At 70.1% G+C, this 13,849-nt stretch carries 11 protein-coding genes; 9 read left to right on the forward strand and 2 right to left on the reverse strand.

The annotated features are described in order from the left end of the window. Nucleotides 1-6: 6 nt before the first annotated feature. Nucleotides 7-1,497, reverse strand: a complete 1,491-nt coding sequence (locus A7D27_RS03320; protein ID WP_069564074.1) for an aldehyde dehydrogenase family protein — start codon at nucleotides 1,495-1,497, stop codon at nucleotides 7-9. Nucleotides 1,498-1,627: 130 nt separating this feature from the next. On the opposite strand from A7D27_RS03320, the gene A7D27_RS03325 reads away from it, so the two are divergent. Further along, complete coding sequence (locus A7D27_RS03325) at nucleotides 1,628-2,539, forward strand: LysR substrate-binding domain-containing protein (protein ID WP_044401243.1); 912 nt, start codon at nucleotides 1,628-1,630, stop codon at nucleotides 2,537-2,539. Between the two features lie 80 nt (nucleotides 2,540-2,619). Next, nucleotides 2,620-3,645: a DUF1338 domain-containing protein gene (locus tag A7D27_RS03330; protein WP_069560584.1), complete on the forward strand. Its 1,026-nt coding sequence runs from the start codon at nucleotides 2,620-2,622 to the stop codon at nucleotides 3,643-3,645. A gap of 499 nt (nucleotides 3,646-4,144) precedes the next feature. On the opposite strand, the gene azu is transcribed toward A7D27_RS03330, so the two are convergent. Beyond that, a complete protein-coding gene (gene azu / locus A7D27_RS03335) occupies nucleotides 4,145-4,594 on the reverse strand; it encodes an azurin (protein ID WP_069560585.1) in 450 nt (149 codons plus the stop codon). 118 nt (nucleotides 4,595-4,712) lie between these two features. On the opposite strand from azu, the gene A7D27_RS28255 reads away from it, so the two are divergent. From A7D27_RS28255 to A7D27_RS03370, 7 genes are all read left to right on the forward strand, one after another. Beyond that, nucleotides 4,713-4,850, forward strand: a complete 138-nt coding sequence (locus tag A7D27_RS28255) for a hypothetical protein (protein ID WP_165667485.1) — start codon at nucleotides 4,713-4,715, stop codon at nucleotides 4,848-4,850. Nucleotides 4,851-4,951: 101 nt separating this feature from the next. After that, nucleotides 4,952-5,539 carry a TIGR00730 family Rossman fold protein gene (locus A7D27_RS03345; RefSeq protein WP_069560587.1) on the forward strand — a complete coding sequence of 196 codons (588 nt, stop codon included), beginning with the start codon at nucleotides 4,952-4,954 and terminating at the stop codon, nucleotides 5,537-5,539. Between the two features lie 71 nt (nucleotides 5,540-5,610). Beyond that, on the forward strand, nucleotides 5,611-5,985 hold the full coding sequence (locus A7D27_RS03350) for a DUF393 domain-containing protein (protein WP_069560588.1): 375 nt from the start codon (nucleotides 5,611-5,613) through the stop codon (nucleotides 5,983-5,985). 4 nt (nucleotides 5,986-5,989) lie between these two features. After that, nucleotides 5,990-6,436, forward strand: coding sequence for a GNAT family N-acetyltransferase (locus A7D27_RS03355; RefSeq protein ID WP_069564076.1), 447 nt, complete (start codon nucleotides 5,990-5,992; stop codon nucleotides 6,434-6,436). A gap of 292 nt (nucleotides 6,437-6,728) precedes the next feature. After that, on the forward strand, nucleotides 6,729-10,010 hold the full coding sequence (locus A7D27_RS03360; RefSeq protein WP_069564077.1) for a DUF2126 domain-containing protein: 3,282 nt from the start codon (nucleotides 6,729-6,731) through the stop codon (nucleotides 10,008-10,010). 27 nt (nucleotides 10,011-10,037) lie between these two features. Further along, nucleotides 10,038-12,533 carry a circularly permuted type 2 ATP-grasp protein gene (locus tag A7D27_RS03365; RefSeq protein ID WP_069564078.1) on the forward strand — a complete coding sequence of 832 codons (2,496 nt, stop codon included), beginning with the start codon at nucleotides 10,038-10,040 and terminating at the stop codon, nucleotides 12,531-12,533. Beyond that, nucleotides 12,533-13,465: a transglutaminase family protein gene (locus A7D27_RS03370; RefSeq protein ID WP_069564079.1), complete on the forward strand. Its 933-nt coding sequence runs from the start codon at nucleotides 12,533-12,535 to the stop codon at nucleotides 13,463-13,465. The genes A7D27_RS03365 and A7D27_RS03370 overlap by 1 nt, the downstream gene beginning before the upstream one ends. Nucleotides 13,466-13,849: the final 384 nt, after the last annotated feature.

Here is a 13,849-nt window from a genome sequence, read left to right on the forward strand (position 1 = left end):
ACCCGCTCAATCGAAGGTGATGCCCTGGGCCAGCGGCAGTTCGTGGGAGTAGTTCACGGTGTTGGTCTGCCGGCGCATGTAGGCCTTCCAGGCGTCGGAGCCGGATTCGCGGCCCCCGCCGGTTTCCTTCTCGCCGCCGAAGGCGCCGCCGATCTCCGCCCCGCTGGGGCCGATGTTGACGTTGGCGATGCCGCAGTCGCTGCCCACCGCCGACTGGAAGCGTTCCGCCTCGCGCACGTCGGTGCTGAACAGGCAGGACGACAGGCCCTGGGGCACGGCGTTGTTAAGTGCCACCGCCTCGTCGAAGTCGCGGTAGCCGATGACGTAGAGGATCGGCGCGAAGGTCTCGTGGCACACCACCTCGGTCTGCCCCGGCATCTCGACGATGGCCGGCGACACGTAGTAGCCGCCGGGGTAGCGCTCGGCCAACTGGCGCTCGCCGCCGAACACCGTGCCGCCCTCGGCGCGGGCCTTGTCCAGCGCGGCCTGCATGGCCTCGAAGCTGCCCCGGTCGATCAGCGGGCCGACCAGGTTGCCCTCCAGCGGGTGGCCGATGCGCACGCGGGCATAGGCGACCTTCAGCCGCTCGACGATCTCGGCCTTCACCGACTCGTGGGCGATCAGCCGGCGCAGGGTGGTGCAGCGCTGGCCGGCGGTGCCGACGGCGCTGAAGAGGATGGCCCGCACCGCCAGGTCGAGGTCGGCGCTGGGGGCGAGGATCATGGCGTTGTTGCCCCCCAGTTCGAGGATGCTGCGGCCGAAGCGCGCCGCCACCCGGGGCGCCACGTCGCGGCCCATGCGGGTGCTGCCGGTGGCGCTGACCAGGGCCACGCGGCGGTCGTCCACCAGCGCCTCGCCGGCCTCGCGGGCGCCCAGCAGGACCTGGCAGAGGTGCGCCGGGGCATCGGTGAAGTCAGCGGCCACGCGCTCGAACAGCGCCTGGCAGGCCAGGGCGGTGAGCGGGGTCTTCTCCGAGGGCTTCCACACCACGCTGTTGCCACACACCAGCGCCAGCGCGGCGTTCCACGACCACACCGCCACCGGGAAGTTGAAGGCGCTGATGACCCCGACCACACCCAGCGGGTGCCAGGTCTCACGCATGTGGTGGCCCGGCCGCTCGGAGGCGATGGTCAGCCCGTAGAGCTGGCGCGACAGGCCAACGGCGAAGTCGCAGATGTCGATCATCTCCTGCACCTCGCCCAGACCTTCCTGGGCGATCTTGCCGGCCTCCCGGGAGACCAGCTCGCCGAGGTCCGCCTTGTGGGCACGCAGCGCCTCGCCGAAGCGGCGCAGCAGCTCGCCCCGGCGCGGTGCCGGCACCTGGCGCCAGGCCTGGAAGGCGGCGTCGGCCCGCTCGATGCAGGCCCGCGCCTCGTCACGGCCCTGCAGCCGCACCCGGCCGATGATGCTGCCGTCAATGGGGGTGTGCACGGCGTGATCGCCCTGCTGGTAGAGGCCGGGGGCGACGCCCAGGCGATCGAACAATGCGGCAACCATGGGAACTCCTGGAAAGCACGGGATGAAAGGTCGGCGCCAGTATTAGCCGCTCCGGGGGCTTGCCAACAAACGACCTTTGCTCCACATATCATTCCGTTTGCTCATGAACCCCAGCCACCCGGACCCGCCCATGCTCAAGCGCCACATGCCCTCCCTCACCGCCCTGCAATGCTTCGAGGCCGTGGCCCGGCACCTGAGCTTCACCCGTGCTTCGGAGGAGCTGGCACTGACCCAGAGCGCCGTGAGCAAGCAGGTGGCGCAACTGGAGGACATGCTCCAGCACCTGCTGTTCCGCCGCGTGCGCCGGCGCCTGCAACTGACTCCGGCGGGCGCGCTGTACCTGGCCGAGGTGCGCAAGATCCTCACCCAGGTGGAGATGTCGACCCACTACATGCTGTCCTACGGCGGCGAGACCGAGGTGCTGCGGGTGGCGACGCCGCCCACCTTCGGCGCGCGCTGGCTGATCCCGCGCCTGAAGGGCTGGCGCCTGCGCCACCCGAACATCCACCTGGACGTGCGCAACGAGCTGGAGCCGGATGCGCTGGTGCAGGGCCGCGCCGACGTGGCGCTGTTCTTCGGCCAGGGCGCACTGCCGGGCGCCGAGTGCATCCGCCTGTTCAGCGAGGAAGTGGTGCCGGTGTGCGCCCCCTCCACCCTGCCCGAGGCGCCCTTCACCGACCCCACCCAGCTCACCCGCCTGGTGCTGCTGCAGAACGCCACCCGCCCGGAAGCCTGGCACGAGTGGTTCCAGAGCCAGGGCCGGCACACCGAGCACAGCTACCACGGGCCGCGCTTCGACACCTCCTACATGTGCATCCGCGCCGCCCAGGCCGGCTGCGGCGTGGCCCTGCTGCCGCGCTTCCTGGTGGAAGAGGAACTGGCCGAGGGCAAGCTGGCGATCCCCTGGGACCACGCCATGCCCAGCCGCAACGCCTACTACCTGGCCTACCCCGAGCACACCGCCGAGGTGCCCAAGGTGCGCGACTTCGTGCGCTGGATGCGCGAGCAACTGGAACCGCCCCATCAGGAAAAAACGGAATGAATGCAGCGGTTTTTTTCGTTTGCCGCGCCCCCGCCCGGCTGCTTGGATAGCGCCATCGTCCTCGCCGCTGGAAGCCGCCGATGTCCACCGACCGCCTGTTCGACCTGGTTGCCCATGTGATCGGCCCCGACGCCGCCCATTGGGTACGCACCCATGTGGAAGTGCCCGAGGGCCTGGCCGCCTTCCCCCTCGATGACCGGCAGGTGCACCGCGCCTGGCTGGCCGAGGCGCTCAACCTGTGCCTGTTCCACAAACTGGTGGAGGCGGTGCCCATCGGCCGCACCTATGTCGAGGAACAGCGCGCCGCCGGGCGCCAGGTGTGCTTCGACCACGGCGCCATCCGCACCGTCGACTGGCCGGACAACGGCGCGCTGCCGCGCGGTCGCCAGGCCTTCAACCGCCTGCTGGAGCCCCTGGGCTTCACCGACGTGCGCACCTACCCGCTGACCCGCCTGAACATGACCGGGCACGCTTACCGCCACCTCGACCTGCCGGAGGACATCGCCCAGTTCTTCGTCTCCGAACTGCACCCGGGACGCTTCAGCGAAGGCTTCCGCGAGGCCGTGAGCCGCGTGGTGGGCGAAAGCCGTGACCCGCTCTCGCCCGCGCACCTGGTGGTACTCGACCAGCTCTGGCGGGAGCGCCAGTGCAGCCCGGCCCAGGCCCGCGAACTGCTCCCGGCGCTCCACGCCGCCTTCGGCCGCCAGCACCCGGCCCCGCACGAAGCGGACTACCTGCGCCTGCGGGAGGAAAGCGTGGAGATGGCCTGGATCGCCACCGAGGGCAACATGTTCAACCACCTGACCGACCGCGTCGCCGACCTGGAGGCCCTGGTGGCCGAGCAGAACGCCAAGGGCCGGCCGATGAAACCGAGCATCGAGGTCTCCGCCTCCGGCCGCGTCCTGCAGACCGCCTACCGCGCCGTGCAGGTCCGGCGCGAACTGCTGGACGCCAGCGGCCGCCCGGTGCAGCGGGAGGTGCCGGGGTCCTTCGTGGAGTTCATCCAGCGCCAGGTGGACGACAGCACCGGCCGCCTGGACCTGGCCTTCGACAGCAGCAATGCCCAGGGCATCTTCAAGATGACGGCGGGGCAGGTCGGGGCCTGATACGGGCTTCCCTGCCCGGGAGTTCGCTCCTAGGGGAAAGGTGCGAGGCTGAAGCACATGCCGTTCCCATTCCAAGGTCGGATGGTGGGGCAGCGAGACCTGCCCCTTCAGGAGGCCGAGTGGAATCGTCGTGAAACGCAGCGAAGCGAAGTAACAGCCGAAGGCTGGCCCGAAGGGCGAGCGAAGCGAGTCAAGGGGTTGAGCGACATGGATGTCGCGAGAGCGCTGCCGGGCCAGGGATGGCCCGTCGAGTGGGCGGCACTCCGCCGGGCCCCTGGAACGACGATGGAGCGAGGGAAGTCCCGCGCAGCGGGACCCGTATGCAGGGGCGAGCCTTTTTGGTTTCTTTTTTGTGGGCGGCATTCCGACGACTGAAAAAAGAAACTCGCCCGGCGGGGCGAAACCAGAGACGTCCGCGAACTCGATAACTGTCCAGAATCCATACACCCCAATGAAAAAGGCCGCTTCGATGAGCGGCCTTCTTGCCTTGCCTGAGTGATCAGTCGACCAGGGCCAGGTTGCCCTTCATCATCGCCACGTGGCCGGGGAACGAGCAGAAGAACTCGTAGCTTTCACCCGCAGCCAGCTTGGACACGTCGAAGGAGACGCTGGTGCTCTCGCCGCCACCGATCAGCTTGGTGTGAGCGATGATGCGGGCGTCGTCGGCCTTCACGTAGTCCTTGTCGACACCGGCGGCCATGCTTTCGGTGGCAACCGACTGAGCGTCGGCGGTCTTGGTCAGCACCCAGTTGTGACCCATCACGGCCTTGGGCAGCTTGCCCACATGCTTGAGGTTCACGGTGAAGCTCTTGCAGCTCTTGCTGACCTTGATTTCCTTGGTGTTGAAGGTCATCTGGTCGGTGGCCTCGACATCCACGGCACATTCGGCAGCGAGCAGCGGAGCACTGGCCAGGGCCAGCACGGATGCAACGACGAGCTTGCGAATCATGGGTTTCTCCTTGGCAGGTTCGGGCAAAGCGCCCGACATGGAAGACTGCCTGACTCGGAGGCCAGTTCCCATAACCTGCGGCAACGGGCCGCACGATTGGCAAGTGCCTATCAGGGCCATGCAAAGCCTTGTCGTGCAAGGCACGGCGGGCACCCCTAGGCTGTGCACGTCACCCCCACGGAGCCTTGCCATGAACGTCCTGCAGAGCCTGCTCGCCGCCTACGCCGCCGGCGCCAGCGGCACCTGCGCCGACTGAGCCCGGCGCGTCCCTACCGTTCGGAAGCTGCGCCCATGCGCCGCTTCCGGGACGGGTGCGAAGTCGGTAATCTTGCGCGCTTTTTTCGCCAGGAACCGATCATGACCTTGCGCTCCGTCTGCGTATTCTGCGGCGCCAGCCCCGGCGCCAAACCCATCTACCAACGCGCGGCCAGCGACCTGGGCCGCACCCTCGCCGAGCGCGGCATCACCCTGGTGTACGGCGGCGGCGCCGTGGGCCTGATGGGCACCGTGGCCGATGCGGCCCTGGCCGCTGGCGGCGAGGTGATCGGCATCATCCCGCGCAGCCTGGAAGAGGCCGAGATCGGCCACAAGGGCCTCAGCCGCCTGGAAGTGGTGGACGGCATGCACGCACGCAAGGCCCGCATGGCCGAACTGGCCGACGCCTTCATCGCCCTGCCGGGCGGTCTGGGCACCCTGGAGGAACTGTTCGAGGTGTGGACCTGGGGCCAGCTCGGCTACCACAGCAAACCCCTGGGCCTGCTGGAGGTGAACAGCTTCTACGGCAAGCTCACCGAGTTCCTCGACCACCTGGTGGAAGAGCGCTTCGTGCGCGACCAGCACCGCGGCATGCTGCAGGTCGGCGGCACCCCCGACCAGTTGCTCGGCCGCCTGGAAGCCTGGCAGCCCACCGTCGCGCCCAAGTGGGTGGACCGCAAACCGCACTGACCGCTGGACAGCCCGAGGGCGCTGCAGCACCCTGGCGTCCGGGCCGATCCGGCCCGCGCAGGGAGTGCCCCATGGCCGATGACCAGGACCGCATCAAGGTCTACTACAACAGCGCCTGCCCGGTGTGCCGGGCGGGCATCGAAGGGCAGAAGGACAAGACCACCGCCTGCCAGGTGCAATGGGCCGACATCCACCAGGACAACGACGCCGTCGCGGAGATCGGCGAATCGCTGGAATACGTGCGCGAGCGCCTGCATGTGGTGGATGAACAGGGCGTGAAGCGCATGGGCGTGGACGCCTTCATCGTGCTCTGGCGCCACTCGCCGAAAGAGCGCTGGAAGGCCCGGCTGATATCGCTGCCCCTGATCCACTATCTGGCGCAGCTAGGCTACAGGGCCTTCGCCCGCCTGCTCTACCGCTGGAACCGACGCAAAGGACACTGGTAACCCAATGGACCTGGTAACCCTCTTCCCCCTCACCGACGCCGACCGCCAGCGCCTGGCAGCCGTCTGGGAAGCCGCCGTGCGCGCCACCCATCACTTCCTCGGCGAGGACGACATCGACTTCTTCCGTCCCCTGGTGCGCGACACCTACCTGGACTGCGTACGGCTCACCGCCGCACGGGACGCGGTCGGCCAGTTGCACGGCTTCGTCGGCACCGCAGAGGGCAAGGTGGAGATGCTCTTCGTCGACCCGGCCTGCCACGGCCAAGGCCTGGGGCGCCGCCTGATGCAACACGCCATCGACGTGGACGGCGCCCGCGCGGTGGATGTGAACGAGCAGAACCCGCAGGCCGTGGGCTTCTACTACCACCTGGGCTTCGAGCTGGAGCAGCGCTCCGAACTGGACGGCTCCGGCCGCCCCTTCCCCATCCTGCAGCTGCGCCTGCCCGGCTGAACCGCCGGGCGGCAGCCTCCTGAAAACCTGGCTACACGTCTTTTCAGCGCCACAGGGCCAACTCAATAAAAACCATGACGGAGCCTGCCAGGCGTATCGCCCCTGTCTAAGCTCACCCGCGGAACCGACCCGAGGGCGGCACGAACCATTTTCGTGCAGGCCGCTCGAAACGGTGCGGTTGCGGCCCCAATGCGGTGCCGCAAGCGCTGTCGACTCCCCCAAAACAGGACCCTGGCCGCTGGCATGAGACTTGCGCAGCAGGCTCATCGCCCAGGCTCGCAGGAGGCACGCCGTGTCGATCCACGTCGCTCTGCATCACGTCACCCACTACCGCTACGACCGGGCCATCGCCCTCGGCCCGCAGGTGATCCGTCTGCGCCCGGCGCCCCACAGCCGCACCCGTATTCTCGGCTACAGCCTGAAGGTGCTGCCCGAGCAGCACTTCATCAACTGGCAGCAGGACCCCCAGGGCAACTACCTGGCGCGCCTGGTGTTCCCGGAGAAGACCGGCGAACTCAAGGTCGAGGTGGACCTGGTGGCCGAGATGGCGGTGTTCAACCCCTTCGACTTCTTCCTCGAGCCCTACGCCGAGCAGGCGCCCTTCGACTACACCGCCGACGAGGCCCGCGAACTGGCGCCCTACCTGATCCGCCTGCCGGCCACGCCGCTGTTCGCCGACTACCTGGCCGGCGTGGACCGCACGCCCCGGGGCACGGTGGATTTCCTGGTGGAGCTGAACCAGCGCCTGGCCAACGACATCCGCTACCTGATCCGCCTGGAGCCGGGGGTGCAGAGCCCGGAGGAGAGCCTGGAGAAGGGCTCCGGCTCCTGCCGCGACTCGGCCTGGCTGCTGGTGCAACTGCTGCGCCACCTGGGCCTGGCGGCGCGCTTCGTCTCCGGCTACCTGATCCAGCTCACCGCCGACCAGAAGGCCCTCGACGGCCCCAGTGGCACCGAGGTGGACTTCACCGACCTGCACGCCTGGTGCGAGGTGTACCTGCCCGGCGCCGGCTGGATCGGCCTGGACCCCACGTCCGGACTGTTCGCCGGTGAGGGCCACATCCCGCTCGCCTGCAGCCCCGAGCCCTCCTCCGCCGCGCCCATCAGCGGGATGCTGGAGGAATGCGAGTGCGAGTTCGGCCACAGCATGCGCGTGGAGCGGGTCTGGGAAGCGCCGCGGGTCACCCGCCCCTACAGCGACGCGCAATGGCAGGCCATCCAGGACCTCGGCCGGCGCATCGACCGCGACCTGCTGGCCCGCGACGTGCGCCTGACCATGGGCGGCGAGCCGACCTTCGTCGCCATCGACTACCCCGACGATCCGGAGTGGAACACCGCCGCCCTCGGTCCCAACAAGCGCCGCCTGGCCGCCGAGCTGTTCCACCGCCTGCGCGACCACTACGCACCCCAGGGCCTGGTGCATTTCGGCCAGGGCAAGTGGTACCCCGGCGAGCAATTGCCGCGCTGGTCGCTGAACTGCTTCTGGCGCAAGGACGGCGAGCCGGTCTGGCAGGACCGCGCCCTGCTGGCCGACGAGCGCCGCGACTACGGTGCCGACGCCGAGCTGGCGGCGCGCTTCCTGGCCGGCGTGGCGCAGCAGCTGGGCCTGCCGGACTCGGCGCTGTTCCCGGCCTATGAAGACGCCCTCTACTACCTGTGGCGCGAGCGCCGCCTGCCGATCAACGTCACCCCGGACGACCCGCGCCTGGCCGACCCGCTGGAGCGTGAACGCCTGCGCCGGGTGTTCGAGCGCGGCCTGGGCAGCGTGGTCGGGCAGGTGCTGCCGCTGGCGCGCAGCCCGGCCGGCGACGCCTGGCAGACCGGCCCCTGGTTCCTGCGGGACGAACACTGCCGGCTGATCCCCGGCGACTCGCCGCTGGGCTATCGCCTGCCGCTGGACTCGCAGCCCTGGGTCAGCGAGGCGGACTACCCCTATGTACAGGCCGCCGACCCCAGCCAGGCCTTCCCGCCGCTGCGCCGAGCCGCCGAACTGCGCACCCAGCCCCGCCCCCCGACGGCTACGCCGGCGCAGCAGCCGCCCGGCCCGCACCGGTCCGCCGGCGGCATCACCCGCACCGCACTCTGCGCCGAGCCCCGCGAGGGCCGGCTGTACCTGTTCATGCCGCCGCTGGGCGAGCTGGAGGCCTACCTGGAACTGGTGGCGGCCATCGAGGCCACCGCTGGGGCCCTGGCCTGCCCGGTGCTGCTGGAGGGCTACGAGCCGCCGCGCGACCCGCGCCTGGAGTGCTTCCGCGTCACCCCGGACCCGGGGGTGATCGAGGTGAACATCCACCCGTCCAGCAGTTGGGACGAGCTGGAGGAGCGCACCGAGTTCCTCTACGAAGCGGCCCGGCAGACGCGGCTGGCCAGCGAGAAGTTCATGGTCGACGGCCGCCACGTCGGCACCGGCGGCGGCAACCATTTCGTCCTCGGCGGCGCCACCCCGACGGACTCGCCCTTCCTGCGCCGCCCGGACCTGCTGCGCAGCCTGGTGAGCTACTGGCACAACCACCCGTCGCTGTCGTACCTGTTCTCCGGCCTGTTCATCGGCCCCACCTCCCAGGCGCCCCGGGTGGACGAGGCGCGCAACGATGCGCTCTACGAGCTGGAAGTGGCCTTCTCGCAGATGCCCGCGCCCGGCAGCGACTGCCCGCCCTGGTTGGTGGACCGGCTGCTGCGCAACCTGCTGGTGGACGTGACCGGCAACACCCACCGCGCCGAGTTCTGCATCGACAAGCTCTATTCCCCCGACAGCGCCAGCGGCCGCCTGGGCCTGCTGGAGCTGCGCGCCTTCGAGATGCCGCCCCACGCGCGCATGAGCCTGGCCCAGCAGCTGCTGCTGCGCGGGCTGGTGGCGCGCTTCTGGGAGGCGCCCTACGCGCCGCCGAAGCTGGCCCGCTGGGGCACCGACCTGCATGACCGCTTCATGCTGCCGCACGTCGTGCGCCAGGACTTCGAGGACGTGGTGCAGGAGCTGAACGAGGCCGGCTACCCGGTGCGCAGCGACTGGTTCGACCCGCACTTCGAGTTCCGCTTCCCGCGGTACGGCGACTTCGCCGTGAAGGGCATCGAGCTGGAGCTGCGCCAGGCCCTGGAGCCCTGGCACGTGCTCGGCGAGGAAGGCGCCATCGGCAGCACCGTGCGCTACGTCGACTCCTCCCTGGAGCGGGTGCAGGTGCGCCTCGGCGGCCTGGCCCCGGACCGCTATGTGCTGACCTGCAACGGTGAACCGGTGCCGCTGCAGAACACCGGCCGGGTCGGCGAGTACATCGGCGCCGTGCGCTACCGCGCCTGGCAGCCGGCCGCGTGCCTGCAGCCCACCATCGGCGTGCACGCACCCTTGGTGTTCGACCTGGTGGACACCTGGATGCAGCGCTCCCTGGGCGGCTGCCAGTACCATGTGGCCCACCCGGGCGGGCGCAACTACGAGCGCGTACCGGTCAACGCCTACGAGGCGGAAAGCCGGCGCCTGGCGCGGTTCTTCCGCCACGGGCACAGCCCCGGCACGCTGGAGGTCAGCGCCCCGGCGAGGAGCGACGAACTGCCCATGACCCTGGACCTGCGCCGCCGCTGATCCGGGCCACCCTGAACCGAGTCCCCGATGCCTGAGCTGCTCGCCCACTACCCCTACAGCCCCACCGCCTACCACGAGCTGCTGGAGGCGGAGGGCCGTGTGCGCCCCCACTGGCAGCGCCTGCACCAGCAACTGGCGCGCAGCGGCGCGGCCCAGTTGCGCCAGCGCCAGGAACTGCTGGTACGGCAGATCCAGGAGAACGGCGTCACCTACAACGTCTACGCCGACCCCAAGGGCACCGACCGCCCCTGGGAGCTGGACCTGCTGCCGAACCTGCTCAGCGCGGCGGAATGGGCGCCCATCGCCGCCGGCGTGGCCCAGCGCGCACGCCTGCTGGACGCGGTGCTGGCCGACCTCTACGGCGACCAGCGCCTGCTCGGCGAGGGCCTGCTGCCCAGCGAGCTGGTGTTCGGCCACACCAGCTTCCTCTGGCCCTGCCAGGGCATCCGCCCGGCGGGCGGGCGCTTCCTGCACAGCTACGCGGTGGACCTGGCGCGCGATGCCGACGGCCAGTGGCACGTGCTGGCCGACCGCACCCAGGCCCCTTCCGGCGCGGGCTATGCGCTGGAGAACCGACAGATCGTCTCCCGTGCCCTGCCGGAGCTGTACCGCGACCTGCGGGTGCAGTACCTGGCCGGCTACTTCCGCGCCCTGCAGGACACCTTGCTGCGCCAGGCCCCCGGCGATGGCGAGACGCCGCTGGTGGTGCTGCTGACCCCCGGACGCTTCAACGAGACCTACTTCGAGCACCTGTACCTGGCCCGGCAACTGGGCTTTCCCCTGGTGGAAGGCAGCGACCTGACGGTGCGCGACGCCACCCTCTACCTGAAGACCCTGGGCGGCCTGAAGCGCGTGCACGCCGTGCTGCGCCGCCTGGACGACGACTTCTGCGACCCGCTGGAGCTGCGCACCGACTCGGCCCTGGGTGTGCCCGGCCTGCTGGAGGCGGTGCGCCAGGGCCGGGTGCTGGTGGCCAATGCCCTGGGCAGCGGCGTGCTGGAATCGCCGGGGCTGCTGGGCTTCCTGCCGGGGGTGAACCGCCGCCTGTTTGACGAGGAGCTGCTGCTGCCCACCGTGGGCACCCGCTGGTGCGGCGAACCGGGCGCGCTGGGGGACATCCTCACCGGGCTGGAGGGGCTGGTGATCAAGCCGGCCTTCCCTTCCCAGAGTTTCGAGCCGGTCTTCGGCCACACCCTCTCGGCCCCCGAGCGTGAGGCCCTGCACCAGCGCCTTCGGGCCCGTCCCCACGCCTACGTGGCGCAGCACCAGGCAAAGCTGTCACTGGCCCCGGTGTGGCAGCCGGACCACGGCGGCACCCTGCAGGCCCGTGCCATCGGCATGCGGGTGTTCGCGGTGGCCACGGCCGACGGCGGCTACTGGGTGATGCCCGGCGGGCTGACGCGGGTGGCCTCGGAGGCGGATGCCGAGGTGGTGTCCATGCAGCGCGGCGGTGCCAGCAAGGACACCTGGGTGCTGGCCGACCGCCCGGTGACCGGGGAGCCACTGCGCCCGCGCGAGCTGGGGGTGCGCGACCTGGTGCGCCAGGACCCGTACCTGCCTTCGCGGCTGGTGGAGAACCTGTTCTGGTTCGGCCGCTACGCCGAGCGCTGCGACGACTCGGCGCGCTTGCTGCGGGTGGTGCTGACCCGCTACGTGGACGCCGACGGCGACGAGCAGGCGCTGCACAGCGCGTTGCACTTGGCCGGCCAGCTGGGGCAGTTGCCGGCCGGCGACGCGCCCCTGGAGCGGCGCCTGCTGGACGCCCTGCTGAGCGAGGACTGGCCCTTCAGCCTGCGCGCCAACCTGCGCCGGCTGCACGGGTCGGCCGCCCAGGTGCGCGGGCGCCTGTCACGGGAGAACTGGCACGCGCTGCTGGAGCTGCAACGCGAGGTGAATGCCCTCGACCCGCGCCAGGTGGACCTGGGCGATGCCCTGGACTTCCTCGGGCGGCTGCTGATGTCGATGGCGGCGCTGTCGGGCTTCGCCCTGGACGACATGACCCGCGACGACGGCTGGCGCTTCCTGATGATCGGCCGGCGCATCGAGCGGGTGCAGTTCTTCGCCGAGGCCATCGCCGGCGTTCTGCACGGCGGCGCGGCCTGGGAGGCCGGCACCCTGGACTGGCTGCTGGAGCTGGGCAACAGCACCATCACCTACCGCTCGCGCTACCTGGCCTCGCCGCAACTGATCCCGGTGCTGGACCTGCTGCTGCTGCACGAACAGAACCCCCACGCCCTGCGCTTCCAGTTGCAGGCGCTGGAACGCTCCCTGGCACGTGTGCACGAGACCTTCGGGGCGCCCCAGGAGCTGGTGCTCAGCGGGCTGATCGGGCGCCTGCTGGCCTTCGACCTGGGCAGCCTGGAGAACCCGCTGTTCGGTGCCGACAGCGTCGACGAGGTGCTGGAGGGGCTGGCCGGCCTGCTGCAGGAGATCGCCACCCTCGCCGGCCAGCTCTCCGACCGCCTCGGGCTGCGCTATTTTGCCCATGTCGATGACGTCAGCCAGCAAACGGTGTCCGCCTGATGCACGCCCCTGCCCTCTCCCTCGCGCCCCAGGGCGCGCGCTACCAGGTGTTCCACGACACCCTCTACCGCTATGCCTCGCCGGTGTCGCTGTCGCAGCAGCAGGTGCACCTGTGGCCCCGGGAATGCCCCTGGCAGCGCTGCCATGGCCAGTCCCTGGAGATCCACCCCGCGCCCTCGACCCGCAGCGACGGGCTGGACGTGTTCGGCAACCCGTTGACCCGGCTGGCCTTCGAACGCCCCCACGACGAACTGCAGGTCAACGCGCGGCTGCTGGTGGAGGTGCTGCCCCGTGGCCCCTGCGACCTCGACGCTTCGCCGGTCTGGGAACAGGTGCTGGCCGGCCTGGCCTACACCGGGCGGCCGCTGCCGGCGGACACGCTGGAGGCCTGCCGCTTCCGCAGCGAGTCACCCTACGTGCGCCTGAAGCGCCAGTTCGCCGACTACGCCGAGGACTGCTTCCCCCTCGGCCGACCGCTGCTGCGGGGCGTGGCAGCGCTGATGGAGAAGATCTTCCGCGAGTTCGACTTCGACGCCGACGCGACCCAGGTGGCGACGCCTCTGGTGGAAGTGCTGGAACGCCGCCGTGGCGTGTGCCAGGACTTCGCCCACCTGATGCTGGCCTGCCTGCGCTCGCGGGGCCTGGCCGCACGCTACGTCAGCGGCTACCTGCTGACCCAGCCACCACCGGGGCAGCCCCGGCTGATCGGCGCCGACGCCTCCCACGCCTGGGTGTCGGTGTACTGCCCCCGGTACGGCTGGGTGGACTTCGACCCGACCAACAACATGCTGCCGGCCCTGGAGCACATCACCCTGGGCTGGGGCCGGGACTTCTCGGACGTCTCGCCGCTGCGGGGGGTGATCCTCGGGGGCGGCAGCCATGACCCGGAGGTGCGGGTGACGGTGATGCCGTTGTGGGAGATGGCGGTTTAGAGCATGAGAGGGCAGTAGAGCGTCAGGCCTGTACACCGGCTCTGCTGATATCGCCCATTTCGCCACACGCACCAGCGCTCTGACGGCCAACCCAGCCAACGCACGCTCCCACCATTGAAATGAATCCGAAGCGCACGCTGGGTTCATGCTTTCGCGTAAATGGCGGGGCAAGGAACGTGCCCCTTCAGGAGGCCGAGCGGAATCGTCGTGAAACGCAGCGAAGCGAAGTAACAGCCGAAGGCTGGCCCGAAGGGCGAGCGAAGCGAGTCAAGGGGTTGAGCGACATGGATGTCGCGAAAGCGCTGCCGGGCCAGGGATGGCCCGTCGAGTGGGCGGCACCCCGCCGGGCCCCTGGAACGACGATGGAGCGAGGGAAGTCCCGCG

Origin of the sequence: Pseudomonas sp. 1D4, from assembly GCF_001728925.1 — a bacterium.
Lineage (GTDB): Bacteria > Pseudomonadota > Gammaproteobacteria > Pseudomonadales > Pseudomonadaceae > Metapseudomonas > Metapseudomonas otitidis.

Bases quoted from the DNA above. Each gene is read 5' to 3' on its own strand.
- A7D27_RS03320 (WP_069564074.1), bottom strand. From the start codon at position 1,497: ATGGTTGCCGCATTGTTCGATCGCCTGGGCGTCGCCCCCGGCCTCTAC.
- A7D27_RS03325 (WP_044401243.1), top strand. From the start codon at position 1,628: ATGCTCAAGCGCCACATGCCCTCCCTCACCGCCCTGCAATGCTTCGAG.
- A7D27_RS03330 (WP_069560584.1), top strand. From the start codon at position 2,620: ATGTCCACCGACCGCCTGTTCGACCTGGTTGCCCATGTGATCGGCCCC.
- azu (WP_069560585.1), bottom strand. From the start codon at position 4,594: ATGATTCGCAAGCTCGTCGTTGCATCCGTGCTGGCCCTGGCCAGTGCT.
- A7D27_RS28255 (WP_165667485.1), top strand. From the start codon at position 4,713: ATGCAAAGCCTTGTCGTGCAAGGCACGGCGGGCACCCCTAGGCTGTGC.
- A7D27_RS03345 (WP_069560587.1), top strand. From the start codon at position 4,952: ATGACCTTGCGCTCCGTCTGCGTATTCTGCGGCGCCAGCCCCGGCGCC.
- A7D27_RS03350 (WP_069560588.1), top strand. From the start codon at position 5,611: ATGGCCGATGACCAGGACCGCATCAAGGTCTACTACAACAGCGCCTGC.
- A7D27_RS03355 (WP_069564076.1), top strand. From the start codon at position 5,990: ATGGACCTGGTAACCCTCTTCCCCCTCACCGACGCCGACCGCCAGCGC.
- A7D27_RS03365 (WP_069564078.1), top strand. From the start codon at position 10,038: ATGCCTGAGCTGCTCGCCCACTACCCCTACAGCCCCACCGCCTACCAC.
- A7D27_RS03370 (WP_069564079.1), top strand. From the start codon at position 12,533: ATGCACGCCCCTGCCCTCTCCCTCGCGCCCCAGGGCGCGCGCTACCAG.